This is a genomic window from Aeromicrobium sp. Root472D3 (genome assembly GCF_001426485.1).
In the GTDB taxonomy this organism is placed as follows: domain Bacteria; phylum Actinomycetota; class Actinomycetes; order Propionibacteriales; family Nocardioidaceae; genus Aeromicrobium.
In genome coordinates, this window is record NZ_LMET01000001.1 from 2,221,447 (window position 1) to 2,245,456 (window position 24,010).

Annotated in this window: 26 protein-coding genes; all 26 read left to right on the plus strand. The window is 71.3% G+C overall.

Translation table 11 applies throughout. From position 1 onward, the window contains the following. Positions 1-18: 18 nt before the first annotated feature. The 26 genes from ASD10_RS10900 to metK all read left to right on the plus strand — a co-directional run bounded on the left by ASD10_RS10900 (position 19) and on the right by metK (position 24,009). Positions 19-822 (plus strand): shikimate dehydrogenase, encoded by an 804-nt coding sequence (locus tag ASD10_RS10900; protein ID WP_056608151.1) that lies wholly within the window; start codon positions 19-21, stop codon positions 820-822. 9 nt (positions 823-831) lie between these two features. After that, a complete protein-coding gene (locus ASD10_RS10905; RefSeq protein WP_056608154.1) occupies positions 832-1,518 on the plus strand; it encodes a prepilin peptidase in 687 nt (228 codons plus the stop codon). A gap of 35 nt (positions 1,519-1,553) precedes the next feature. Next, positions 1,554-2,732, plus strand: coding sequence for a chorismate synthase (gene aroC / locus ASD10_RS10910; RefSeq protein ID WP_056608157.1), 1,179 nt, complete (start codon positions 1,554-1,556; stop codon positions 2,730-2,732). Beyond that, positions 2,729-3,253 (plus strand): shikimate kinase, encoded by a 525-nt coding sequence (locus tag ASD10_RS10915; protein WP_056608161.1) that lies wholly within the window; start codon positions 2,729-2,731, stop codon positions 3,251-3,253. The genes aroC and ASD10_RS10915 overlap by 4 nt, the downstream gene beginning before the upstream one ends. Then, positions 3,250-4,347, plus strand: coding sequence for a 3-dehydroquinate synthase (gene aroB / locus ASD10_RS10920; protein ID WP_056608164.1), 1,098 nt, complete (start codon positions 3,250-3,252; stop codon positions 4,345-4,347). Before ASD10_RS10915 ends, aroB begins: the two co-directional genes overlap by 4 nt. Next, entirely contained in the window at positions 4,344-5,411 is a 1,068-nt protein-coding gene (locus ASD10_RS10925) for a Xaa-Pro peptidase family protein (protein ID WP_056608167.1), read from the plus strand. The genes aroB and ASD10_RS10925 overlap by 4 nt, the downstream gene beginning before the upstream one ends. Continuing rightward, positions 5,408-5,974 (plus strand): elongation factor P, encoded by a 567-nt coding sequence (gene efp, locus ASD10_RS10930; RefSeq protein ID WP_192166969.1) that lies wholly within the window; start codon positions 5,408-5,410, stop codon positions 5,972-5,974. The genes ASD10_RS10925 and efp overlap by 4 nt, the downstream gene beginning before the upstream one ends. Further along, entirely contained in the window at positions 5,974-6,384 is a 411-nt protein-coding gene (nusB, locus tag ASD10_RS10935) for a transcription antitermination factor NusB (protein WP_056608173.1), read from the plus strand. Before efp ends, nusB begins: the two co-directional genes overlap by 1 nt. Before the next feature lie 100 nt (positions 6,385-6,484). Beyond that, positions 6,485-7,216: a WecB/TagA/CpsF family glycosyltransferase gene (locus ASD10_RS10940; protein WP_056608175.1), complete on the plus strand. Its 732-nt coding sequence runs from the start codon at positions 6,485-6,487 to the stop codon at positions 7,214-7,216. 204 nt (positions 7,217-7,420) lie between these two features. After that, positions 7,421-8,071 (plus strand): ABC transporter permease, encoded by a 651-nt coding sequence (locus ASD10_RS10945; protein ID WP_056608178.1) that lies wholly within the window; start codon positions 7,421-7,423, stop codon positions 8,069-8,071. Continuing rightward, positions 8,064-9,263, plus strand: coding sequence for an ABC transporter ATP-binding protein (locus ASD10_RS10950; RefSeq protein ID WP_056608181.1), 1,200 nt, complete (start codon positions 8,064-8,066; stop codon positions 9,261-9,263). The genes ASD10_RS10945 and ASD10_RS10950 overlap by 8 nt, the downstream gene beginning before the upstream one ends. After that, positions 9,260-10,051, plus strand: a complete 792-nt coding sequence (locus tag ASD10_RS10955; RefSeq protein WP_056608184.1) for an ABC transporter permease — start codon at positions 9,260-9,262, stop codon at positions 10,049-10,051. The genes ASD10_RS10950 and ASD10_RS10955 overlap by 4 nt, the downstream gene beginning before the upstream one ends. A 1-nt stretch (position 10,052) precedes the next feature. Then, positions 10,053-11,024, plus strand: coding sequence for a glycine betaine ABC transporter substrate-binding protein (locus tag ASD10_RS10960; RefSeq protein ID WP_200938224.1), 972 nt, complete (start codon positions 10,053-10,055; stop codon positions 11,022-11,024). 102 nt (positions 11,025-11,126) lie between these two features. Then, the gene (locus ASD10_RS10965) at positions 11,127-11,435 is read left to right on the plus strand and encodes a hypothetical protein (protein WP_056608187.1); all 309 of its coding nucleotides are present in this window, start codon (positions 11,127-11,129) and stop codon (positions 11,433-11,435) included. 74 nt (positions 11,436-11,509) lie between these two features. Then, complete coding sequence (pyrR, locus tag ASD10_RS10970; RefSeq protein WP_056608190.1) at positions 11,510-12,115, plus strand: bifunctional pyr operon transcriptional regulator/uracil phosphoribosyltransferase PyrR; 606 nt, start codon at positions 11,510-11,512, stop codon at positions 12,113-12,115. After that, positions 12,115-13,092, plus strand: a complete 978-nt coding sequence (locus ASD10_RS10975; RefSeq protein ID WP_200938321.1) for an aspartate carbamoyltransferase catalytic subunit — start codon at positions 12,115-12,117, stop codon at positions 13,090-13,092. The genes pyrR and ASD10_RS10975 overlap by 1 nt, the downstream gene beginning before the upstream one ends. Next, the gene (locus ASD10_RS10980) at positions 13,089-14,405 is read left to right on the plus strand and encodes a dihydroorotase (RefSeq protein WP_056608196.1); all 1,317 of its coding nucleotides are present in this window, start codon (positions 13,089-13,091) and stop codon (positions 14,403-14,405) included. Before ASD10_RS10975 ends, ASD10_RS10980 begins: the two co-directional genes overlap by 4 nt. Then, positions 14,402-15,538, plus strand: a complete 1,137-nt coding sequence (gene carA / locus ASD10_RS10985) for a glutamine-hydrolyzing carbamoyl-phosphate synthase small subunit (RefSeq protein ID WP_056608197.1) — start codon at positions 14,402-14,404, stop codon at positions 15,536-15,538. Before ASD10_RS10980 ends, carA begins: the two co-directional genes overlap by 4 nt. After that, entirely contained in the window at positions 15,538-18,879 is a 3,342-nt protein-coding gene (gene carB / locus ASD10_RS10990) for a carbamoyl-phosphate synthase large subunit (RefSeq protein WP_056608200.1), read from the plus strand. The genes carA and carB overlap by 1 nt, the downstream gene beginning before the upstream one ends. Before the next feature lies 1 nt (position 18,880). Further along, a complete protein-coding gene (gene pyrF / locus ASD10_RS10995) occupies positions 18,881-19,714 on the plus strand; it encodes an orotidine-5'-phosphate decarboxylase (protein WP_056608203.1) in 834 nt (277 codons plus the stop codon). 34 nt (positions 19,715-19,748) lie between these two features. Then, the gene (locus ASD10_RS11000) at positions 19,749-20,195 is read left to right on the plus strand and encodes a hypothetical protein (RefSeq protein ID WP_056608206.1); all 447 of its coding nucleotides are present in this window, start codon (positions 19,749-19,751) and stop codon (positions 20,193-20,195) included. Between the two features lie 34 nt (positions 20,196-20,229). After that, positions 20,230-20,577: an integration host factor, actinobacterial type gene (gene mihF, locus ASD10_RS11005; protein WP_056608208.1), complete on the plus strand. Its 348-nt coding sequence runs from the start codon at positions 20,230-20,232 to the stop codon at positions 20,575-20,577. Beyond that, complete coding sequence (gmk, locus tag ASD10_RS11010) at positions 20,570-21,166, plus strand: guanylate kinase (RefSeq protein ID WP_056608210.1); 597 nt, start codon at positions 20,570-20,572, stop codon at positions 21,164-21,166. The genes mihF and gmk overlap by 8 nt, the downstream gene beginning before the upstream one ends. A gap of 47 nt (positions 21,167-21,213) precedes the next feature. After that, positions 21,214-21,519 carry a DNA-directed RNA polymerase subunit omega gene (rpoZ, locus tag ASD10_RS11015; RefSeq protein WP_056608212.1) on the plus strand — a complete coding sequence of 102 codons (306 nt, stop codon included), beginning with the start codon at positions 21,214-21,216 and terminating at the stop codon, positions 21,517-21,519. Between the two features lie 23 nt (positions 21,520-21,542). After that, a complete protein-coding gene (gene coaBC, locus ASD10_RS11020) occupies positions 21,543-22,754 on the plus strand; it encodes a bifunctional phosphopantothenoylcysteine decarboxylase/phosphopantothenate--cysteine ligase CoaBC (protein ID WP_056608215.1) in 1,212 nt (403 codons plus the stop codon). Between the two features lie 61 nt (positions 22,755-22,815). Then, positions 22,816-24,009, plus strand: a complete 1,194-nt coding sequence (metK, locus tag ASD10_RS11025) for a methionine adenosyltransferase (RefSeq protein WP_056608219.1) — start codon at positions 22,816-22,818, stop codon at positions 24,007-24,009. Position 24,010: the final 1 nt, after the last annotated feature.

Sequence of the window (24,010 nt, forward strand, 5' to 3'; positions counted from 1 at the left end):
GACGACCGGGGCCGCCCGATGATCTGCGCGGTCCTCGGGTCGCCGATCGCCCACTCGCTGTCGCCCGCGATGCACCGCGCGGCGTACGCCCACCTGGGCCTCGACTGGACGTACGAGCCGGTCGAGGTGCCGGCGGGCGGCCTGGCGGAGTTCGTGGGCGCCCTGGGCGACGACGTGCGGGGGCTGTCGGTCACGGCGCCGCTCAAGCGCGAGGCGGCCGCGGTCGCGCACCAGCGCAGCGGCGACGTCGAGACCCTCGGGGTGGCCAACACGCTCGTCGTCGAGGACGGCGTGCTGTCGGCGCACAACACCGACGTGCCCGGCGCGGAGGCGGCGCTGGTGGAGCGCGGCGTCTCCCGTCCCGTGACCGCCCGCGTCCTGGGCGGCGGCGCGACCGCGGCGTCGATGGCCCTGACGCTGGCGCGCATGGGCGTCGAGACGGTCGAGTTCGTCGTGCGCGACGCATCGCGGGCCGCCGAGGCCGAGGCGGTGGTGCGGGGCCGTGGCATCGGCGTCGCCGTGCGGCTGCTCGACGAGCCGATGATCGAGCGGGTCGACCTGCTCGTGTCGACCGTGCCGGGCGAGGCGATCGGATCGCGCGCGCACGAGCTCGTCGAGTCGTCCCACGCGGTGTTCGACGTCGTCTACGACCCGTGGCCGACGGCGCTGGGAGCGGCGGCCGACGAGGCGGGCGTCCCGGTCGTGTCGGGTCTGGACCTGCTGGCCCACCAGGCGGCGCTGCAGGTCGAGCTCATGACGGGCTCGGACGTGTCTGCACAGCTGCTGCGCGAAGCGGCCCTCGAGGCGCTCGCGTCCCGCTAGGGTCGGCGCGTGGACCTCGTGATCGTGCTGGCGGCCGTCGGGGCCGCCGTCGTCGCGGCGGCCGGTCCCGAGGTGCTGCGGCGCATCCCCGAGCCGCCCGTCCCCGACGACGACAAGCTGCCGTACGCCGTCCTCGCCGAGCTGCGTCTCGTGCGGCCCGGTCTGGCGGTGGCGGCCGCCGCGATGGCGGCGCTCGTGGCCTGGCGCATCGACACCCCCGAGCTCGTGCCGGTGTGGATCGTGCTGACGGGCGTGGGCGCGTGGCTGGCGTTCGTCGACTGGCACACCCGCCTCCTGCCGTACGCGATCGTCGCGCCGCTGTACGTCGTGACGCTCGCGCTCGTGGCGCTCGGAGCGCTGCTGCTGCGCGACGTCGACGTCCTGGTGCACGCCGTGGTCGCCAACGTCGTCGTCTACGGCGTGTTCCGGCTGTTCCACTGGTTCGGGCACCGCTACTTCGGCGGGGCGTTCGGGTACGGCGACGTGCGGCTGTCGGGCGTGCTGGGGCTCGCCCTCGGCGCCCTCGGCGCGAGCGAGGTGTTCGTCGGGATGTACGGCGGATTCGTCCTCGGCGCCGTGTTCGGCGTCGTGCTCTCGCGGCTGAGGATCGTCGACGCGAAGGGCTTCGCGTTCGGGCCGTACATGGTTGTCGGAGCCGTCGTCGGCGCGGCGTTCGGTCCGGCGTTCTACCGCTGAGCCGAACCCGGGAGCAGGCATGGGAGAATCTCCGCATGCTTCGTTGGTTGACCGCTGGTGAGTCCCATGGCCCCGCTCTCGTAGCCGTCCTCGAAGGGCTGCCGGCCGGTGTGCAGGTGACCAGCACCGAGATCCAGGCGGCGCTCGCGCGCCGCCGGCTCGGCTACGGCCGCGGCGCGCGCATGGCGTTCGAGGCCGACGAGCTCGAGATCGTGGGCGGCCTGCGCCACGGCTCCACGATGGGCAGTCCCATCGCGCTGCGCATCGGCAACAGCGAGTGGCCCAAGTGGGAGCAGGTCATGTCGGCCGACCCCGTCGACGCCGAGGTGCTCGACGGGCTCAAGCGCAACGCGCCCCTCACGCGTCCGCGCCCCGGCCATGCCGACCTGGCGGGCATGCAGAAGTACGGCTTCGAGGAGGCCCGCCCCGTGCTCGAGCGCGCCAGTGCCCGCGAGACCGCGGCCCGCGTGGCCCTGGGCGAGATCGCCGCCCAGTTCATCCGCCAGGTCACCGGCGCGACGATCGTGTCGCACGTCGTCGAGCTCGGCACGGTCCGCGCACCCGCGGGTGCGATCCCGTCGCACGCCGACGTCGAGGCACTCGACGCCGATCCCGTCCGCTGCTTCGACGCGGCCACGAGCGCCGCGATGGTCGAGGAGGTCGACCTGGCCCACAAGGAGGGCGACACGCTCGGCGGCGTCGTCGAGGTCGTCGTGGAGGGGCTCCCGCCGGGACTCGGCTCCTACACGCACTGGGACCGCCGGCTCGACGGCCGTCTCGCCCAGGCGCTGATGGGCATCCAGGCCATCAAGGGCGTCGAGATCGGCGACGGCTTCGAGCTGGCCCGCACCCGCGGCTCGCTCGCCCACGACGAGATCGTGCCGACCGACGACGGCATCCGGCGTGCCTCCGGCCGCGCGGGCGGCACCGAGGGCGGCATGACGACCGGCGAGATCCTGCGCGTGCGGGCCGCCATGAAGCCCATCGCCACGGTGCCGCGCGCGCTGCGGACGATCGACGTCCAGACCGGCGAGGAGGCGCGGGCGCACCACCAGCGCTCCGACGTCTGCGCCGTCCCCGCCGCCGGCATCGTCGCCGAGGCGATGGTCGCGCTCGTCGTCGCCGACAGCCTGGTCGAGAAGTTCGGTGGCGACTCGGTCGAGGAGACCAGCCGCAACGTCGAGAGCTACCTCGCGAACCTGAGGCTGCGTTGACGACGTCCCGCACGGGACCCGTCGTCGTCCTGGTCGGGCCCCCGGGCGCCGGCAAGTCGACCGTGGCGCAGGATCTCGCCGCGCGCCTCGGCGTCGGGTTCCGCGACACCGACCACGACATCGCCGCGGCGGCCGGCACGTCGGTGCAGGACATCTTCGTCGACCACGGCGAGGAGCACTTCCGTGCCCTCGAGGAGCAGGCCGTCGCGACCGCCCTCGCCGAGCACGACGGCGTGCTGGCGCTCGGCGGGGGAGCCGTCCTGAGCGACGCCACCCGAGCCCTGCTGCGGCAGCACCGCGTGCTGTTCCTCGACGTCGGGCTGACCGCCGCCGTCTCGCGCGTCGGCCTGAACGGCCACCGACCGCTGCTGCTCGGCAACGTCCGCTCGCAGATGAAGGCGCTGATGGACCGTCGGCGCCCCCTGTACGACGAGGTCGCCCGCTTCACCGTCCTGACCGACTCGCTCGACGCCTCCGCGGTGACCGACCGGGCGCTCCAGCTCATCCGGGAGGATGCATGACCACCCGCCTGACCGTCCCGACCGCGCGACCGTACGACGTCGTGATCGGCAACGGCGTGCACGAGCAGCTGCGCGGCCTCGTCGGCTTCGGCCTGGGGGTCATGCGCGTCGCGATCATCCACGCGCCGACCATGGCGGCGCACGCCGCCCGCCTGCGCGAGCCGCTGGTCTCCGACCACCTCGAGGTGCACCTGATCGAGGTGCCCGACAGCGAGCAGGCCAAGACGACCGACGTGCTGGCGTTCTGCTGGAAGGTGCTGGGCGAGGCCGGCTTCACCCGCTCGGACGTCATCGTGGGCCTCGGCGGGGGCGCGACGACCGACCTGGCGGGCTTCGTCGCGGCGAGCTGGCTGCGTGGCGTGCGCTTCGTCAACGTGCCCACGACGGTGCTCGGCATGGTCGACGCCGCGGTCGGCGGCAAGACCGGCATCAACACCGCCGAGGGCAAGAACCTGGTCGGTGCGTTCCACGAGCCGGTCGGGGTGCTGTGCGACCTCGACGTCCTCGAGGGCCTGCCGGCGCGCGAGCTGCGCAGCGGAATGGCCGAGGTCGTCAAGTGCGGCTTCATCGCCGATCCGTCGATCCTCGACCTCGTCGAGGCGGCCCCCGGTGCGATCGCCGACCCGACGTCGTCGATCGTGGCCGAGCTCATCACGAAGGGCATCTCGGTCAAGGCCCGGACGGTCGCCGGCGACCTGCGCGAGACGGGCGAGGACGGCTCGATCGGTCGCGAGGCGCTGAACTACGGCCACACGTTCGGGCACGCGATCGAGCGCTTCGAGCACTACCGCGTGCGGCACGGCGAGGCGATCTCGGTCGGCATGGTCTACGTCGCCGAGCTCGCGCACCGCACCGGCATGATCGACCGCGACCTGCTCGACCGTCACCGCTCGGTGCTGGCGCAGGTGGGTCTGCCGACGCGCTACCGCCGTCCCGGCATCTGGGAGGCGCTGGCCACCACGATGCGGCTCGACAAGAAGACCCGCGGCGACCAGCTGCGGTTCGTCGTGCTCGAGTCGCTCGCGCAGCCCGTCATCCTCGCCGGCCCGGACGAGTCGCTGCTGCTCGACGCCTACCGGGCCGTGTCGGCGTGACGGCCGCCGCGCGCCGCGCCGCCCTCACCGAGGCGCTCGCCGCGAAGGGGCTCGACGGCCTGCTCGTCACGACGCTGGTCAACGTCCGCTACCTCACGGGGTTTACGGGGTCGAACGGTGCGCTGGTCGTGCCGGTGCACGGCAACCCGCTGTTCCTGACCGACGGCCGCTACCGCGACCAGGCCGCCGCGGAGCTGCCCGACGTCGCGCACCGGATCGGCCGCGACCTCCTCGGCACGGCCGCCACCCGGATGACGTCCGGCACCTGGGGCATCGAGAGCCACACCCTGAGCGTCGACGCGCACCGGCAGCTCGTGGCCGCGACCGGCGACGACCGGCTGACCGGCGCCGATCGCGTGGTCGAGTCCCTGCGCGAGGTCAAGGACGCCGACGAGATCGACGCGCTGCGACGCGCCTGCGCGATCTCGACCGACGCCCTCGAGCAGCTGCTGGCCGGGCCGCTGGTCGGGCGCAGCGAGCGCGAGGTCGCCCGCGACCTCGAGAACCGCATGCTCGACCTCGGCGCCGAGGCGATCGCCTTCGAGACGATCCTGGCCGCGGGCGACCACACCGCCGTCCCGCACCACCACCCGACCGATCGTGTCCTGGCGACCGGCGACCTGCTCAAGATCGACTTCGGCGCGCGCGTCGACGGCTACCACGCCGACTGCACCCGCACCGTCGTCCTGGGTCGCGCCGACGACTGGCAGCGCGAGGTGCACGCGGCGGTCCGCGCGTCGCAGCAGGCCGGTCTCGACCTGCTGCGCGACGGCGCCGACGTCGCCGCCTCCGACGCCGCGGCACGCGGTTCGCTCGAGGCGTCGGGGTGGCTCGAGGCCTTCACGACGGGGCTCGGACACGGCGTCGGACTGCAGATCCACGAGGACCCGTTCATCGCGGGCTCGCACGCAGGTAAACTGACTCGTCGCACCGTCCTCACGATGGAGCCGGGCATCTACGTGCCGGGCCGTGGGGGAGTGCGGATCGAAGACACCGTCCTCGTGACCGCGGGTGCCCCCGAGGTGCTCACCACGATGACCAAAGACCTCCTGGAGATCGGCTGATGGCCACCACGAACGACATCAAGAACGGCATGGTCCTCGACCTCGACGGGCAGCTCTGGTCCGTCGTCTGGTTCCAGCACCACAAGCCCGGCAAGGGCGGCGCGATGGTCAAGACCACGCTCAAGAACGTCATGAGCGGCAAGACCGTCGACAAGACGTTCAACGCGGGCCTCAAGATCGAGACCGCCAACGTCGACAAGCGCGACTTCACGTACCTGTACCACGACGGCGACTCGTTCGTGTTCATGGACAAGGTCACGTACGACCAGCTCAACGTCTCGGAGTCCGTCGTCGGCGACGCCAAGGACTACATGCTCGACAACCAGGACGCGATGCTCGCGCTGCACGAGGGCGTCCCGCTCTACATCGAGCTGCCGGCCTCGGTCGAGCTGCTCGTCGAGTACACCGAGCCGGGCCTGCAGGGCGACCGCTCGAGCGGCGGCACGAAGCCGGCCCGTCTCGAGACCGGCAAGGAGATCCAGGTCCCGCTCTTCATCGTCAACGGCGAGAAGATCAAGGTCGACACCCGCGACGGCAGCTACCTCGGTCGCGTGTCGTCCTGATGTCAGCCCGCACCAAGTCACGCAAGCGCGCGCTCGACATCCTCTTCGAGTCCGAGGCCCAGAGCCTGCCGCCCGGCGGCACGCTCGCCGACCGGCAGGCCGAGGGCGACTACCCCGTCAACGAGTACGCGGTGCTGCTGATCGAGGGCGTCGTGGCGCACCGTGACCGGCTCGACGAGATCATCGCCGAGAACGCCAACGACTGGACGCTGGAGCGGATGCCCGCGGTCGACCGCAACCTGCTGCGCATCGGGGCGTTCGAGATCCTGTACGTCGACGACGTCCCCGACGCCGTCGCCGTGAGCGAGGCGGTCGGGCTGGCCGCCGACCTGTCGACCGACGAGTCCCCGTCGTTCGTCAACGGGCTGCTGAGCCGCATCGTCGAGCTCAAGCCGTCGCTGACGTCCTGACGGCTCCCTGACCGATCGGTCACACCGCGTCATGAAGACGCCGCGACCCGCTCTTGACCCGTGAGGCCCCGAGGCCTCCTGGGCAGAGAGCGGGTGCGCGGTGATCACCGAGGACTTGATCGACCGGATGGCGGAGAAGTGCCTCCTGAACGACGACGACTTCGACGCCGTCGTCCTGCAGCAGGGGTCGAAGCGCATCCAGACCGTGAACCTGCACCACCTGGCCCTCGCCTCGCGGTCCGACGACTTCGCGCGGACGATCGACAAGGCCGACTTCATCACCGCCGACGGATGGCCCATCGTCTCGCTGATGCGCTCGCGTGGCATCGACCCGGCGCGGGTGACGGGCTCGGAGTTCCTCGAGCGCATGCTGGCCGGTCGCCAGTTCCAGGGCACCAAGGCCGCGATCCTGGGCGCCGACCGCGACGCGGGCTACGACTTCCGCGGTCAGCTGCACGGCTCGGGCCTGCACGTGGTGTTCCGCGACCACGGCAACCGCGGTGACTGGAAGCCCAAGCGCCTGGCCAAGAAGCTCGAGAAGTACGGCGTCGACCTCCTCATCGTGGCCGTCACCCCGCCGTTCGGCGACATGATCGGCGAAGAGGTCCGCCGGGCCGGCTTCCGCGGCGTCGTGGTCAACGTCGGCGGCGCCGTCAACATGGTCACGGGCAACGCGACGATGGCGCCGGGCTGGGTGAGGGCCGCCAAGGTCGAGTGGCTCTACCGTCTCGTGCAGGAGCCCACCCGGCTGTTCCGGCGCTACATCATCGAGTGCCTGCCGGTCTTCGTGAAGTACATCCTGCCGCACTACTGGCGTCGCTCGCGGGCCTGACGGCGCCGTCGCGGCCGTCGTCAGCGACATTCTTTCGCGAATGTCGCGCAGGGGCGACGATCTCGCTCCCGCCGCGTGGTTGAGCCGATCTGTCGAGGTCCGCGGCGTCTGCGCGACGTGACGGAGCGGCTCCGGGACGCCATTTCGGGTAGCAGGTCACGCCCCGGCTCACTACGGTCGTCAGGACGCCAAGGGGGCCGATCAGTGGGTAGCTTCTTCGATTTCGTGCAGGACCGGTGGTCGGTGCTGTCGTTCCTCGCGTACCAGCACATGAGCCTGGTCGTGCAGACGCTGGTGCTCTCGACGGTGCTCGCGCTGGTCGTGGGCGTCGCGCTGTACCGGTCCGGCTGGGGCGTCGCGCTCGGCAACTCGATCACCGCGATCGGCCTCACGATCCCGTCGTACGCGCTGCTCGGCGTCCTCGTCGGCGTCGTCAGCATCGGCGTCCTGCCGTCGGTCGTGACGCTCGTGTTCTTCGGCTTCATGCCGATCCTGCGCAACGTCATCGTGGGGCTCAACGGCGTCGACCAGACGCTCGTCGAGTCGGCGCAGGGCATGGGCATGGGTCGCATGACCCGGCTCGTGCGGCTCGAGCTGCCGCTGGCCTGGCCCGTCATCATGACCGGCGTGCGGGTCTCCGGCCAGATGCTGATGGGCATCGCCGCGATCGCGGCGTACGCGCTCGGTCCCGGCCTCGGCGGCTACATCTTCTCCGGCATCTCCCGCACGGGAGGCGCCAACGCGACCAACTCGATCGTCGCCGGCACCGTGGGGATCCTGGTCCTCGCGGTGATCCTCGACGTCGTGCTGAACGTCTTCACCCGGCTCACGACTCCTAGGGGCATCCGTGTCTGAACCCACCTCGACCACCTCCGTCACCGAGCCGGCGCGCGCCGGAGGGGCACGCATCCTGCTCGACGGCGTCACGAAGCGGTACCCGGGCCAGGAGAAGGCGGCCGTGGACGACGTGACGCTGGAGATCCCGGCCGGTGAGATCGTCATGCTGGTCGGCCCGTCCGGGTGCGGCAAGACCACGACGATGAAGATGATCAACCGGCTCATCGAGCCCACCAGCGGGCGCATCTTCATCGGCGACGACGACGTGACGGACCGCAACGCCGACGAGCTGCGGCGCCACATCGGCTACGTCATCCAGGGCGCCGGGCTCTTCCCGCACATGACGGTCGCCGAGAACATCTCCCTCGTCCCGAAGCTGCTGAAGTGGGACAAGAAGCGCACGAGCGCGCGCGTCGACGAGCTGCTCGAGCTCGTGAACCTCGAGCCCGGCCAGTACCGCGACCGCTACCCGCGCGAGCTGTCGGGCGGCCAGCAGCAGCGCATCGGCGTCGCCCGCGCCCTGGCCGCCGACCCGCCCGTCCTGCTGATGGACGAGCCGTTCGGCGCGGTCGATCCCATCACGCGGCAGCGCCTGCAGGACGAGCTGCTGCGGCTGCAGGAGGAGCTGCACAAGACGATCGTGTTCGTGACGCACGACTTCGACGAGGCGGTCAAGCTCGGCGACCGCATCGCGATCCTGCAGGTCGGCTCCGAGATCGTCCAGTACGACACCCCCGAGCGCATCCTCAGCCACCCGGCCGACGACTTCGTGCGCGGCTTCGTCGGGCACGGCGCGGCGCTCAAGCAGCTGACGCTCACGCGCGTCCGCGACGTCGAGCTGCACGAGGCGGCCGTGGCGCACGTCGGCGGCGACGAGAAGGCCGCGATCGCCGACGCCCGCGCGATCGGCCGCGAGCACGTCATCGTGCTGGACGCACAGGACCGTCCCCAGCGGTGGCTGTCGTTGCGCGAGCTCGAGCGCCCGGGGTCGCTGCGCGACGTCCGCCGCGACCACGACCTCGAGTCCGTCAGCCTGGCGTCGACGCTCAACGACGCGCTCGACGAGATGCTGACCGCGTCGCACGGCGTCGTGGTCGTCACGGGCCGGCGCAATGCCTACCAGGGCGTCGTGCGGGTCGAGACGATCATGGACGCGATGAGCGACCTGCGGGGCGACGAGCAGGCCGAGGACGCGGAGCCGGTCGCGTGACGGCCGGCGTCGCCGAGCGCGGTGTCGACGGACCGGTCGACACGTCCTCGACCGTCAGCGTCGACCGTCCGGGCCGTGCGCGCTGGTTCCTGCAGCCGACCCTGTGCGTCGCGGCGGTCGTCGCGTCGCTGGTCTACGTCAACACCGCGTCGGTGTCCGACACCGAGCGCCGGTCGCTCAGCGTCTCGGCGCTGCTGACCCTGCTGCGCCAGCACATGGCCCTCAGCCTGACCGCGACGGTGCTGACGTGTCTCGTCGCGATCCCGCTCGGCATCCTGCTGACCCGTGGGCGCCTGCGCCGTTTCGCCAAGCCCGTGACGACCGTCGCGGGCTTCGGCCAGGCGGCGCCCGCGATCGGGCTGATCGCGCTCGGGGCCGTGCTCCTCGGGATCGGGTTCTGGGGCGCCGCGATCGCCCTGACCGTGTACGGCGTGCTGCCGATCGTCGCCAACACCGTCACGGGGCTCAACAGCGTGGACGCACGACTCGTCGAGGCGGCCCGGGGGATGGGCATGTCGGCCTTCTCGACGCTGGTGCGGGTCGAGCTGCCGCTGGCGCTGCGCGTCATCGTCGCGGGCGTCCGGACGGCGCTGGTGCTGATCGTCGGCACCGCGACGCTCGCCTCGTTCACCGGCGCGGGTGGTCTCGGCACGCTCATCACGACCGGCATCAAGCTGCAGCAGGACGTGACGCTCGTGGTCGGCGCGATCCTCGTGGCGTCCCTTGCCCTGTTCATCGACTGGCTGGCTCGTCTCGTCGAGCTCGTCGCCGCACCGAAGGGGGTCTGACGTGACCACACGTCGCACCAGCAAGGTCGTGCTCGCCGCCGTCGCCGTCATCGGCCTCGCCATGACGTCCGGCTGCGGTCTCAGGTCCGCCAGCGGGGCCGTGCTCGACGCCGAGCCGGGCGAGATCAGGCACTACGACTCGCTCGAGGGCGTGAGCCTGACGGTCGCGGCCAAGGACTTCACCGAGCAGCTGATCCTCGGCAACATGCTCTCGATCATCCTCAACGCGGCCGGCGCCGACGTCACGAACCTGACGAACATCCCCGGCAGCTTCGGCGCACGGGCCGCCCTCACGGGAGGGACGGCGAACGTCTCGCCCGAGTACACCGGCACGGGCTGGATCAACTACCTCGGCAACGACAAGCCGGTCAAGGGCGAGAAGGAGCAGTGGAAGGCCGTCGACGACGCCGACCGCTCGAACGGCCTGACGTGGCTCGAGCCCGCCCCGATGAACAACACCTACGCGTTCGCGATCCGCGCCGATGCCGCCAAGAGGCTCGGCGTCGCGAAGCTGTCCGACCTGAAGAAGCTGCCCAAGGACGAGCTGACGTTCTGCGTCGAGAGCGAGTTCGCGGCCCGCAACGACGGATTCGTCCCGATGCTCGAGGCGTACGGTCTCAGCAAGGACGCGATCGGCAAGGTCACGACGCTCGACACCGGCGTCGTCTACACCGCCACGGCCGACGGCTCGTGCAACTTCGGCGAGGTCTTCACGACCGACGGCCGCATCCCCGGTCTGGACCTGACGGTCCTCGAGGACGACCAGCAGTTCTTCCCGCTCTACAACCTGACCGAGGTCATCGCGTCGGACGTCCTGGCGGAGCACCCCGAGCTGAAGGAGATCTTCGCCCAGCTCAACCCCAGGCTCACCAACGAGGTCATGCTGGAGCTCAACGCCAAGGTCGACACCGACGGCGAGGACCCCGCGATCGTGGCCCGCGACTGGCTCGTCGACGAGGGCCTCCTGAAGTAGACGGTCCAGCCCCGACCCGGCCGGGTAGCGGTGCCTCAGCCACCCAACGCACCATCTCGGACGTGATCGCGGTGTCTTACGCACGTATCAGGTCTCTGATACGTGGGTGAGACACCGCGCCAGTCGGCGCTGCGGCTGCCGACGCTGCAGCTCCGGCTCGAGGCGCGACCCGAGGTGTGGGAGATCGGAGACGACGGGTCGTTCAGCGCCATGGTCGACTTCGAGGCCTTCCTGCTGCTCGAACGGCGCCCACACGAGGAGTCCGAGTGGGAGAGCGACGACCTCCGCCCGTCCTGCGCCTGGACGCAGGACGGATGGGACTGGCGACTCCGCGGGCCGGAGGAGCTGGCGGCCTCAGAGCTCGACAGCATCCGCGCCCAGCTCTCCGAGCCGCGTCCGGACGAGGGGTGAGTCGCTGCTAGGCTCGGACCGTTCGATCGACATCCTTTAACGGCCGTCCCGAGAGGCGGAGAAGGAGGTCAGACATGTCTGCGTCCCACGACGCCGAGCGTGCTGGCAGTGCCCGAGACCGCGCCCACGACGACGGTGGCGGTGGCGATGCCCGCACCGTCCTCGACGACCAGGACATCTCGCGGGCGCTGACGCGCATCACGCACGAGATCCTCGAGCGCAACCGCGACTCCGCCGGGCTCGTCCTGCTCGGCATCCCGACGCGCGGGGTCCACCTGGCCCGCCGCATCGCCCAGCGCATGTCGGACGTCGAGGACCGCGCCATCACCGCGGGCGCGCTCGACGTCACGATGTACCGCGACGACCTGCGGCTCAAGCCCGCACGGGCCCTCGAGCACACCGAGATCCCCGACGACATCGACGGCAAGGTCGTCGTGCTGATCGACGACGTCCTGTTCTCGGGCCGCACGATCCGCGCCGCCCTCGACGCCCTGACCGAGCTCGGACGCCCCAAGGCCGTCCAGCTCGCGGTGCTGATCGACCGTGGCCACCGCGAGCTGCCGATCCGCGCCGACTTCGTCGGCAAGAACCTGCCGACGTCGCTCGTCGAGCAGGTCAAGGTGCGGCTCACCGAGTCCGACGGCTCGGACGCCGTGTCGATCACCGGGGGGCAGGCGTGATCACCAACCTGCTGAGCGCCGGCGACCTCGACCGCACCGACGCGATCCGCATCCTCGACACCGCCGAGGAGCTCCTGGGCGTCGCGAGCCGCCCCATCAAGAAGCTGCCGACCCTGCGCGGGCGCACCGTGGTCAACCTGTTCTTCGAGGACTCGACCCGCACCCGCATCTCGTTCGAGGCCGCCGCCAAGCGCCTCAGCGCCGACGTCATCAACTTCTCGGCGAAGGGCTCGAGCGTCAGCAAGGGCGAGAGCCTCAAGGACACCGCCCTGACGCTGCAGGCGATGGGCGCCGACGCCGTCATCATCCGGCACCACTCGTCGGGTGCCCCGCACCGCCTCGCGCAGGCCCGCTGGACCAAGGGCGCCGTCATCAACGCCGGCGACGGGACCCACGAGCACCCCACGCAGGCGCTGCTCGACGCGTTCACGATGCGGCGGCACCTGAGCGACTCGCCCGCGGGCAGCCTCGGCGCCGACCTGCAGGGCAAGAACGTCACGATCGTCGGCGACGTGCTGCACAGCCGGGTCGCGCGCTCGAACGCCCTGCTGCTGCACACGCTGGGCGCGCACGTCACGCTCGTCGCCCCGCCGACGCTGCTGCCGGTCGGCGTCGACCACTGGCCCGTCGAGACGTCGTACGACCTCGACGCGTCGCTCGAGAAGGCCGACGCCGTCATGATGCTGCGCGTGCAGGCCGAGCGCATGAACGCGTCGTACTTCCCGAGCGCGCGGGAGTACTCACGGCGCTACGGCCTCGACACGGCACGGCTCAACCGTCTGCCCGACCACGCGATCGTGATGCACCCCGGCCCCATGAACCGCGGCATGGAGATCACCGCCGACGTCGCCGACCACGTCCGGTCGGTCATCGTCGAGCAGGTCACCAACGGCGTCGCGGTGCGCATGGCGGTCCTGTACCTCCTCCTCGGCGGCGCCGCCGGGGAGTCCGACACCACCGAGGAAGGCACCGCATGAGCACCGTGATCCGTGGAGCGAGGCTGCTCGGCGAGGACGTCGTCGACATCGCCGTCGAGGACGGCGTCATCACCGCGATCGGCACCGACCTCGACACCGCCGGGGCCGACGACGTCGTCGACGCGGCGGGCCTCGTGGCCCTGCCGGGGCTGGTCGACCTGCACACCCACGTGCGCGAGCCCGGACGCGAGGACGCCGAGACGGTGCTGACCGGCTCGCAGGCCGCGGCCCGGGGCGGCTTCACATGCGTGCACGCGATGGCCAACACCGAGCCCGTCGCCGACACCGCCGGCGTCGTCGAGCAGGTGTGGCGACTCGGCCGCGAGGGCGGCTACTGCGACGTGCAGCCCGTCGGCGCCGTCACGGTGGGTCTGCAGGGCACACAGCTCGCCGAGCTCGGCGCGATGGCCGACTCCGCCGCCGGGGTCACGGTCTTCTCCGACGACGGCAAATGCGTCTCGGACGCCGTCCTGATGCGTCGCGCGCTCGAGTACGTCAAGGCCTTCGACGGCGTCGTCGCCCAGCACGCCCAGGAGCCGCGCCTCACCGAGGGCGCCCAGATGAACGAGGGCCCCCTGTCGGGCGAGCTCGGGCTGGTCGGGTGGCCCGCCGTCGCCGAGGAGGCGATCATCGCCCGCGACGTCCTCCTGGCCGAGCACGTGGGCTCGCGCCTGCACGTGTGCCACCTGTCGACGCGCGGCTCGGTCGAGATCGTCCGCTGGGCCAAGAGCCGCGGCATCGACGTCACGGCCGAGGTCACGCCCCACCACCTGCTGCTGAGCGACGACCTGGTCCGCAGCTACGACCCGATCTACAAGGTCAACCCGCCGCTGCGCTCGAACGACGACGTCGAGGCCGTCCGCGAGGGCCTCGCCGACGGGACGATCGACATCGTCGCGACGGACCACGCACCGCACCCCATGGAGGACAAGGAGCGCGAGTGGTCGGCCGCCGCGTTCGGCATGCTGGGGCTCGAGACCGCCCTGTCGGTCGTCCAGCAGACCATGGTCGACACCGGCCGCCTGACGTGGGCTCAGGTCGCCCAGAAGATGTCGGCCGTCCCCGCCGCGATCGGCCGGGTCGGCGACCAGGGGCGCCCGCTGGCCGTCGGCGAGCCCGCCAACATCGTGCTGGTCGACCCCGCGGCGACGCGCACGATCGACCCGCGCGACACGGCCTCGCTGTCGCGCAACACCCCGTACGCGGGGCTGACGCTGCCCGGCGAGGTCGTCGCGACGTTCCTGCGCGGCCGGCCGACCGTCCGTGACCGCGCCCTCGTGACCCCGCTCCCGAAAGAGGTACGCACCGCATGACGACCGAAGCCATTCTCGTCCTGGAGGACGGCCGCGTGTTCCGCGGCGAGGCGTACGGCGCCGTCGGCGAGACGATCGGCGAGATCGTCTTCTCGACCGGCATGACCGGCTACCAGGAGACGTTGACCGATCCGTCGTACAAGGGCCAGATCGTGGCCATGACGGCACCGCACATCGGCAACACCGGCATCAACGACGAGGACTTCGAGTCGCGTCGCATCTGGGTCGACGGCTACGTCGTGCGCGACCCCGCCCGCGTCCGCAGCAGCTGGCGCGCCGACCGGTCGCTCGACGACGAGCTCGTCGCGCAGGGCGTCGTCGGCATCTCGGGCATCGACACCCGCGCGCTCACGCGCCACCTGCGCGAGCGCGGGTCGATGCGCGGTGGCATCAGCTCGGCGTCGACCGACGTCGCCTCGCTGCTCGAGCGCGTCACGGCCGCCCCGCCCATGAAGGGGGCGAACTTCCTGGCCGACGTCACGACCGAGCAGGCGTACGTCGTGCCGGCGGTGGGGGAGAAGCGCTTCACGGTCGCCGCGATCGACCTCGGCATCAAGGGCATGACCCCCCGCCGCCTCGCCGAGCGCGGCATCGAGGTCCACGTGCTGCCCGCGACGTCGACGTACGACGACGTCCGCGCGGTCGACCCCGACGGGGTCTTCATGTCGAACGGCCCCGGCGACCCGGCCTCGGCCGAGCACGCCGTCGCGCTGCTCAAGCAGGTGCTCGCCGACCGCACGCCCTACTTCGGCATCTGCCTGGGCAACCAGGTCTTCGGCCGCGCGCTCGACCGCGGCACGTACAAGCTGGTCTACGGCCACCGCGGCATCAACCAGCCGGTGCAGGACCTCACGACGGGCAAGGTCGAGATCACGGCGCACAACCACGGCTTCGCGGTCGACGCGCCGCTGACGGGCGAGTTCGACACCCCGTTCGGCCCCGGACGGGTCACGCACGTGTGCCTCAACGACGACGTCGTCGAGGGCCTGGCCCTGCTCGACCAGCCGGCCTTCAGCGTCCAGTACCACCCGGAGGCCGCGGCCGGACCGCACGACGCGGCCTACCTCTTCGACCGATTCGTGGAGCTCATGACAACTCACAAGACCGGCGCCGACGTCCAGGCAGGTGCGTAATGCCCAAGAGAACTGACATCCAGAGCGTCCTGGTGATCGGCTCCGGCCCGATCGTCATCGGGCAGGCCTGCGAGTTCGACTACTCCGGCACGCAGGCGTGCCGCGTCCTGCGCGAGGAGGGCATCCGGGTCATCCTGATCAACTCCAACCCGGCGACGATCATGACCGACCCCGAGTTCGCCGACGCGACGTACGTCGAGCCGATCACGCCGGAGTTCGTCGAGAAGGTCATCGCCAAGGAGCGCCCCGACGCGCTGCTCGCGACCCTCGGCGGCCAGACCGCGCTGAACGCCGCGATCCAGATGCACGAGGCCGGTGTGCTGGCCAAGTACGACGTCGAGCTGATCGGCGCCTCGATCGAGGCGATCGAGAAGGGCGAGAACCGCGAGACCTTCAAGGAGGTCGTGGCGACGCTGCCGCCCGAGTGGGGCGCCGAGTCGGCCAACTCGATCATCTGCCACACGATGGACGAGTGCCTGGCCGGCGTCGAGGGCCTCGGCGGCTACCCCGTCGTCGTGCGCCCCAGCTTCACGATGGGCGGATCGGGCTCGGGCCTGGCCTACGACGAGGCCGACCTGCACCGCATCGCCGGCTCGGGCCTGGCGCTCAGCCCCACGACCGAGGTGCTGCTCGAGGAGTCGATCCTCGGGTGGAAGGAGTACGAGCTCGAGGTCATGCGTGACACGGCCGACAACGTCGTGATCGTCTGCTCGATCGAGAACTTCGACCCCGTCGGCGTCCACACGGGCGACTCGATCACGGTCGCGCCGGCCATGACGCTGACCGACGTCGAGTACCAGCGCATGCGCGACATCTCGATCGGCATCATCCGCGAGGTCGGCGTCGACACCGGCGGCTGCAACATCCAGTTCGCGGTCAACCCCGAGAACGGCCGCATCGTGGTCATCGAGATGAACCCGCGCGTCTCGCGGTCGTCCGCCCTGGCGTCGAAGGCGACGGGCTTCCCGATCGCCAAGATCGCCGCGAAGGTCGCGATCGGCTACACGCTCGACGAGATCCCGAACGACATCACGGCCGAGACCCCCGCCTCGTTCGAGCCGACGCTCGACTACGTCGTGGTCAAGGTGCCGCGGTTCGCGTTCGAGAAGTTCCCCGCCGCCGACCCGACGCTGACGACGCACATGAAGTCCGTCGGCGAGGCGATGGCGATCGGTCGCAACTTCACCGAGGCGCTGCAGAAGGCGCTGCGCTCGCTCGAGCGCCCCGAGGCCGTCTTCGACTGGAGCAAGACCTGGGTCGAGCTCGACAAGGCGACGCTGCTCGAGCAGATCGCGGTGCCGCACGACGGCCGCATCAAGAAGGTCATGGACGCCATCCGGGCCGGCGCGACGCCCGAGGAGATCTTCGACGCGACCAAGATCGACCCGTGGTTCGTCGACCAGCTCGCGCTGATCAACGAGATCGCGGTCGACCTGATCGAGGCGCCCGAGATGTCGCCGGCGCTGCTGCGCCGGGCCAAGCGTCACGGGTTCTCCGACGTCCAGCTCGGCCGCATCCGCGGGCTGACCGAGGACGTCGTCCGCGGCGTGCGCCACGCCCTCGGCGTGCGGCCCGTCTACAAGACCGTCGACACGTGCGCCGCGGAGTTCGCGGCCAGGACGCCGTACCACTACTCGTCGTACGACGAGGAGACCGAGGTCGTGGCGCGCACCCGCCCGGCCGTCCTGATCCTCGGCAGCGGACCCAACCGGATCGGGCAGGGCATCGAGTTCGACTACTCGTGCGTCCACGCCGCGATGGCGCTGTCGCAGGCGCCCAACGGGCTCGGCGGGTACGAGACCATCATGGTCAACTGCAACCCCGAGACGGTCTCGACCGACTACGACACCGCCGACCGGCTGTACTTCGAGCCGCTGACGCTCGAGGACGTGCTCGAGATCGTCCACGCCGAGCAGCAGGCCGGCCCCGTCGCGGGCGTCATCGTGCAGCTCGGCGGGCAGACGCCGCTGGGCCTGGCCGCCGGCCTGGAGGCCGCCGGCGTGCCGATCGTCGGCACCCAGCCCGCCGCGATCGAGCTCGCCGAGGAGCGCGGCGCCTTCGCGCGCGTGCTGGCCGAGGCCGGGCTCGTGGCGCCCAAGAACGGCATGGCCACGACGTTCGCGAACGCCAAGGAGATCGCCGACGAGATCGGCTACCCCGTGCTGGTGCGTCCCTCGTACGTCCTGGGCGGGCGCGGCATGGAGATCGTGTACGACGAGGAGACCCTCGCCGACTACATCGGCCGGGCCACGGAGATCTCGCCCGACCGTCCCGTGCTGGTCGACCGCTTCCTCGACGACGCGATCGAGATCGACGTCGACGCCCTCTACGACGGCCACGAGCTGTTCCTCGGCGGCGTCATGGAGCACATCGAGGAGGCCGGCGTGCACTCCGGCGACTCGGCGTGCGCCCTGCCGCCCATCACGCTGGGCGACCTCGAGATCCAGCGCATCCGCGAGGCGACCGAGGCGATCGCCCGCGGCGTCGGCGTGCGGGGCCTGGTCAACATCCAGTTCGCGCTCTCGTCCGACATCCTCTACGTCATCGAGGCCAACCCGCGCGCGTCGCGGACCGTGCCGTTCGTGTCGAAGGCCACCGCGACCCAGCTCGCCAAGGCGGCCGCCCGGCTGATGCTCGGCGAGACGATCGCCGAGCTGCGCACGGCCGGTGCGCTGCCCGCGACCGGCGACGGCGGCCGGCTGCCCGACAACGCGCCGATCGCGGTCAAGGAGGCGGTCATGCCGTTCAACCGCTTCCGCACCTACGAGGGCACGTACGTCGACACCCTGCTGGGGCCCGAGATGCGGTCGACCGGCGAGGTCATGGGCTTCGACGCGGGCTTCGGCCAGGCGTTCGCCAAGGCGCAGGCCGGAGCGCAGAACGGTCTGCCCACGTCGGGCAAGGTCTTCGTGTCGGTCGCCAACCGCGACAAGCGGCACATGATCTTCCCGGTCAAGCGCCTCGCCGACCTCGGCTTCGAGATCCTCGCGACCAGCGGCACCGCCGTCGTGCTGGCGCGCAACGGCGTCAAGGCGACCGTCATCCGCAAGCTCCACGAGGAGCCGCTCGACGGCCAGGCCCGCAGCACGATCGTGGAGAAGATCCACGACCAGGACGTGCAGCTCATCATCAACACGCCGCACGGCGTGACGTCGGGTGGCAGCCCCCGCATCGACGGCTACGAGATCCGCACCGCCGCCGTCGCCGAGGGCATCCCGTGCATCACGACGGTGCAGGGCCTCGCGGCCGCGGTGCAGGGCATCGAGGCGCTGATCGAGGGCAGCATCGGCGTCACGTCCCTGCAGGACTGGGGCCACCTCGTCACCGAGGCGAGGGGCTGACATGTCATTCGGCTCGCGGGCGCACGTAGCGATGCAGGCGTACGGGCCCGCGTGCATCGGCATCGACCCGCACCCCTCGCTGCTCGAGCAGTGGGGCCTCGAGGACGACATCGAGGGGCTCGACCGGTTCGCCTCGACGTGCGTCGAGGCGTTCGCGGGCCGGGTCGCGTTCGTCAAGCCCCAGTCGGCGTTCTTCGAACGGTTCGGCGCCAGGGGAGTCGTGGTGCTCGAGCGGACGATCGAGGACCTGCGCCACACCGGCTCGCTCGTCGTGCTCGACGTCAAGCGCGGCGACATCGGCTCGACGGCCCAGGCGTACGCCGACGCCTACCTCGACGACGACGCCCCGATGGCGGCCGACGCGATCACGGTCAGCCCGTTCCTCGGCTTCGGCTCGCTCGCCCCGTTCTTCGAGGTCGCCGAGAAGAACGACGCCGGCGTCTTCGTGCTGGCGCTGACCTCGAACCCGGAGGGCCCCGACGTGCAGCACGCCGTGCGGGACGGCCGGACGGTCGCCGAGTCGGTGCTGGCCCAGCTCGCCGAGCTCAACGCGGGAGCCACCCCGATGGGGCCGTTCGGCGCCGTCGTGGGGGCCACGATCGACGATGCCGCGGCACGGCTGGTCGCGTCCGGCGGTCTCGCGATCAACGGACCCCTGCTGGTGCCGGGATACGGCGCGCAGGGCGGGACCGTCGACGACATCCGGCGCCTGTTCGGCGACGTGATGGACCAGGTGGTCCCGTCGACGTCGCGCGGTGTGCTGTCGGCCGGTCCCGACGTGTCGGCGCTCCGCGACGCCGCCGCCCGCGTCAACGCCGAACTTGTAGGGTCGTAGGGGCCCGCATGGCCACCCGACCGAGGAGGCACCCATGACCAGGCGTTCCACGACCAGGACGGCCGCAGCCGTCGTCGCGACGCTCCTCGGCGCAGGCCTGCTGGGCGGGTGCGGGGGCGACAGCCCCTACTGCGCGGCGGTTAAGGAGAACCAGTCCGCCCTCGACAGCTTCGGCACGAAGGTCAGCGACAAGACCTTCGCCCGCGAGGCGAGGGCCGTCCGCGCGATCGCCGCGACGGACCCCGCGAAGGTCGGCGACGACTGGACCGCGATCGACAAGGCCATGCGCCGCGTCCTGTCGGCCCAGAAGAAGACCGGCCTGACGTTCGCCGACCTGAACGACCCGGAGCAGCGCGCGGACGCCGACAGCGGCGACCTCGAGACCGTCACCAAGGCCTACGGCGTCTTCAACGACACGGCGCAGCAGCGCAAGGCCGTCGTCGAGGACGTGGCGACGACGTGCGACGTGTCCCTCGCGTGATCCGCCCGACCGCAACCGCCCGAGAGGTGACCCCGTGGCACTCCCGATCCTGACCCCCGACCAGCGCCGGGCCGCGCTCCAGAAGGCCGCGGCCGCCCGGCAGGCGCGCGCCGACGTCAAGGTGCGCCTGAAGGCCGCCGAGACGACCCTGGCCGCGGTCATCGACGAGTCCCGCTCCGACGAGGTCGTCGCCAAGCTGCGGGTCGTCGACCTGCTGCAGGCGATGCCGGGCGTCGGTGCCGTGCGCGCCCGGGAGATCATGCAGCGCATCGGCATCGCCGACAGCCGGCGCCTGCGGGGCCTGGGCGCCAAGCAGGTCGAGGGCCTGCTCGCCGAGTTCGCCGACCGTCCCGGCCGCGCGGGCGGGGTCGGCCGTGGCTGAGACCGTCGACGCCGCACGCCGGTCGCGTCTCGTCGTGCTGGCCGGGCCCACCGCGGTCGGCAAGGGGACCGTGGCCGCCTGCGTGCGCGAGCAGCACCCCGACATCTGGATCTCGGTCTCGGTCACGACGCGGCCCGCCCGACCCGGCGAGGTCGACGGCGTCCACTACCACTTCATCTCCGACGACGAGTTCGACCGGCTCGTCGCCGAGGACGGCCTGCTGGAGTGGGCCGTCGTGCACAGCGCGGCCCGCTACGGCACCCCGCGCGCGCAGGTCGAGGAGCACCTCGCCGCCGGCGTGCCCGCCCTGCTCGAGATCGACCTGCAGGGTGCACGCCAGGTGCGACGCACGATGCCCGACGCGCTGATGTGCTTCCTCAAGCCGCCGAGCTTCGAGGAGCTCGAGCGCCGGCTGGTCGGCCGCGGCACCGAGGGGCCCGAGGAGCGCGAGCGTCGCCTGGTGACGGCGCGCACCGAGCTGGCGGCCGAGTCGGAGTTCGACGTGACGATCGTCAACACCGACGTCCGTGCGGCGTGCGATGAATTGGTAGACTTGTTCAGATCCGGCTCCGGCCAGTCACGTTCCTGAGCGAACCACCGGGTCATCCAACCGTCTTCTTCATTCTGTGAGGCTCTGTGTCCACGACACGTTCGACCGCCATCGGCATCACCAACCCGCCCCTCGACGACCTGCTCGAGAAGGCCGACAGCAAGTACAAGCTGGTCCTCTACAGCGCCAAGCGGGCCCGTCAGATCAACGCGTACTACTCGCAGCTCGGCGAGGGCCTGCTCGAGTACGTCGGCCCGCTGCTCGAGACCGGCGTGCAGGAGAAGCCGCTGTCGATCGCGCTGCGCGAGATCAACGCCGACCTGCTGACGGTCGAGGACATCGACCCCGAGGCCGAGGCGGCCGCGGCCGCCGCAGCCGCCGAGAAGGCCTGACCCACCCCCGGGCGGTCACGTCGATGACCACGGAAGTCGTCCTCGGGGTCTCCGGCGGCATCGCGTCCTACAAGGCCGCCGAGCTGCTGAGGCTGTTCACCGAGTCGGGCCACAGCGTCCGCGTCGTCCCCACCGCGTCGTCCCTGCACTTCGTGGGGGCGGCCACGTGGGAGGCGCTCAGCGGCAAGCCCGTGCAGGTCGGCGTGTTCGAGCACGTCGACGAGGTCGCGCACGTGCGCATCGGCCGTGCGGCCGACCTCGTCGTCGTGGCACCCGCGACGGCCAACCTGCTCGCCAAGGCGGCGCACGGCCTGGCTGACGACCTGCTGACCACGACGCTGCTGACGGCGACGTGCCCCGTCATGTTCGTCCCCGCGATGCACACCGAGATGTGGGAGAACGCGGCGACTCAGGCCAACGTCGCGATCCTGCGCGAGCGCGGCCACGTCGTCGTCGAGCCCGCGGTCGGGCGCCTCACCGGCGCCGACACCGGCAAGGGCCGGCTGCCCGATCCGGCCGACATCTTCGCCGCGGCGCGCACCCTGCTCGACGACCGCCCGCGCGACCTGGCCGGGCGGCACGTCGTCGTCTCGGCCGGCGGCACCCGCGAGTTCCTCGACCCCGTGCGGTTCCTCGGCAACCGGTCGTCCGGACGGCAGGGGTTCGCCCTCGCCGAGGCCGCCGTGGCACGGGGCGCGCGGGTCACGGTCGTCGCGGCCAACGTCGAGCTGGCGGCGCCCGTCGGGGTCGACGTCGTGACGGTCGTCAGCACCGAGGACCTGCGCCGCGAGGTGCACCGCGCCAGCGCCGACGCCGACGCGGTCGTGATGGCCGCGGCCCCGGCCGACTTCCGGCCCGCCGAGTTCGTCGACGCGAAGATCAAGAAGACCCCCGGCGGCACGGCGCCCGAGATCCACCTCGTCGAGAACCCCGACATCCTCGTCGAGCTCGTCGCGGCACGGGGCGACGCCTCTCGCCGTCCCGTCATCGTCGGCTTCGCCGCCGAGACCGGCGACGCCGGTGCGACGGTCCTCGAGCACGCCCGCGCCAAGCTGGCCCGCAAGGGCTGCGACCTGCTGGTCGTCAACGACGTCAGCGACGGCAAGGTGTTCGGGCGCGACGACACCGAGGCCGCCGTGCTCGGGGCCGACGGCTCGGTCGTCGAGGTGCCCCCGGGGCCCAAGACCGCCCTCGCCCACAGCATCTGGGATGCCGTCGTCCAGCGCTTGGCATGACCGAAACCACCGGGCTTCTCGCTCGTTACACTGTCGAACAGACCTCAACCCAGGAGAAAATGTGAGCCGCTTCTTCACGTCCGAGTCCGTGACCGAAGGTCACCCGGACAAGATCGCCGACCAGATCAGCGACAGCGTCCTCGACGCCCTGCTGGCCCAGGATCCCAAGAGCCGGGTGGCGTGCGAGACGTTCATCACGACGGGTCTGATCGTCGTCGGCGGCGAGGTCACCACCGAGGCGTACGCCGACATCGCCAAGATCGCGCGCGACCGCGTCCTCGAGATCGGCTACGACTCGTCGGTCAAGGGCTTCGACGGTGGCTCGTGCGGCGTCCAGATCACGCTCGACGCGCAGTCGCCCGACATCGCCCAGGGCGTCGACACCGCGTTCGAGGGCCGCTCCGAGGGCTCGGCCGACCCGCTCGACCTGCAGGGTGCGGGCGACCAGGGCCTCATGTTCGGCTTCGCGGTCGACGAGACCCCCGAGCTGATGCCGCTGCCGATCACGATCGCGCACCGCCTCGCCGAGCAGCTCACGGCCGTCCGCAAGGACGGCACGCTGGCCTACCTGCGTCCCGACGGCAAGACCCAGGTCACGGTCGAGTACGACGAGAACGACAAGCCCGTCCGCGTCGACACCGTCGTGCTGTCCACGCAGCACGAGGAGGGCATCGACCTCGAGAACCAGCTGACGTCCGACATCAAGAAGCACGTCGTCGACGTCGTCCTGGCCCACTTCGACGTCGACACCAGCGACTACCGCCTGCTGGTCAACCCGACCGGCAAGTTCGTCATCGGCGGACCCATGGGCGACGTCGGCCTGACCGGCCGCAAGATCATCGTCGACACCTACGGCGGCTACGCCCGTCACGGTGGCGGTGCCTTCTCGGGCAAGGACCCGAGCAAGGTCGACCGCTCGGCCGCCTACGCGATGCGCTGGGTCGCCAAGAACATCGTCGCCGCCGGCCTGGCCAGCAAGGTCGAGGTGCAGGTCGCGTACGCGATCGGCAAGGCGCACCCGGTGGGCTTCTACGTCGAGGCCTTCGGCACCGAGACGGTCCCCGTCGACAAGATCCGCGACGCCGTGCTCGAGGTCTTCGACCTGCGCCCTGCCGCGATCATCCGCGACCTCGACCTGCTGAAGCCGATCTACGCGCAGACCGCCGCGTACGGCCACTTCGGCCGCGAGCTGCCCGGCGTCGTGTGGGAGACCACCGACCGCGCCGAGGCGCTCAAGGCCGCTGCCGGCGCCTGAT

Coding starts and splice junctions, on each gene's coding strand:
- pyrF (WP_056608203.1), top strand. CDS start 18,881: ATGTCATTCGGCTCGCGGGCGCACGTAGCGATGCAGGCGTACGGGCCC.
- nusB (WP_056608173.1), top strand. CDS start 5,974: ATGTCAGCCCGCACCAAGTCACGCAAGCGCGCGCTCGACATCCTCTTC.
- carB (WP_056608200.1), top strand. CDS start 15,538: ATGCCCAAGAGAACTGACATCCAGAGCGTCCTGGTGATCGGCTCCGGC.
- ASD10_RS10900 (WP_056608151.1), top strand. CDS start 19: ATGATCTGCGCGGTCCTCGGGTCGCCGATCGCCCACTCGCTGTCGCCC.
- aroC (WP_056608157.1), top strand. CDS start 1,554: ATGCTTCGTTGGTTGACCGCTGGTGAGTCCCATGGCCCCGCTCTCGTA.
- carA (WP_056608197.1), top strand. CDS start 14,402: ATGACGACCGAAGCCATTCTCGTCCTGGAGGACGGCCGCGTGTTCCGC.
- ASD10_RS11000 (WP_056608206.1), top strand. CDS start 19,749: ATGACCAGGCGTTCCACGACCAGGACGGCCGCAGCCGTCGTCGCGACG.
- coaBC (WP_056608215.1), top strand. CDS start 21,543: ATGACCACGGAAGTCGTCCTCGGGGTCTCCGGCGGCATCGCGTCCTAC.
- ASD10_RS10980 (WP_056608196.1), top strand. CDS start 13,089: ATGAGCACCGTGATCCGTGGAGCGAGGCTGCTCGGCGAGGACGTCGTC.
- pyrR (WP_056608190.1), top strand. CDS start 11,510: ATGTCTGCGTCCCACGACGCCGAGCGTGCTGGCAGTGCCCGAGACCGC.
- aroB (WP_056608164.1), top strand. CDS start 3,250: ATGACCACCCGCCTGACCGTCCCGACCGCGCGACCGTACGACGTCGTG.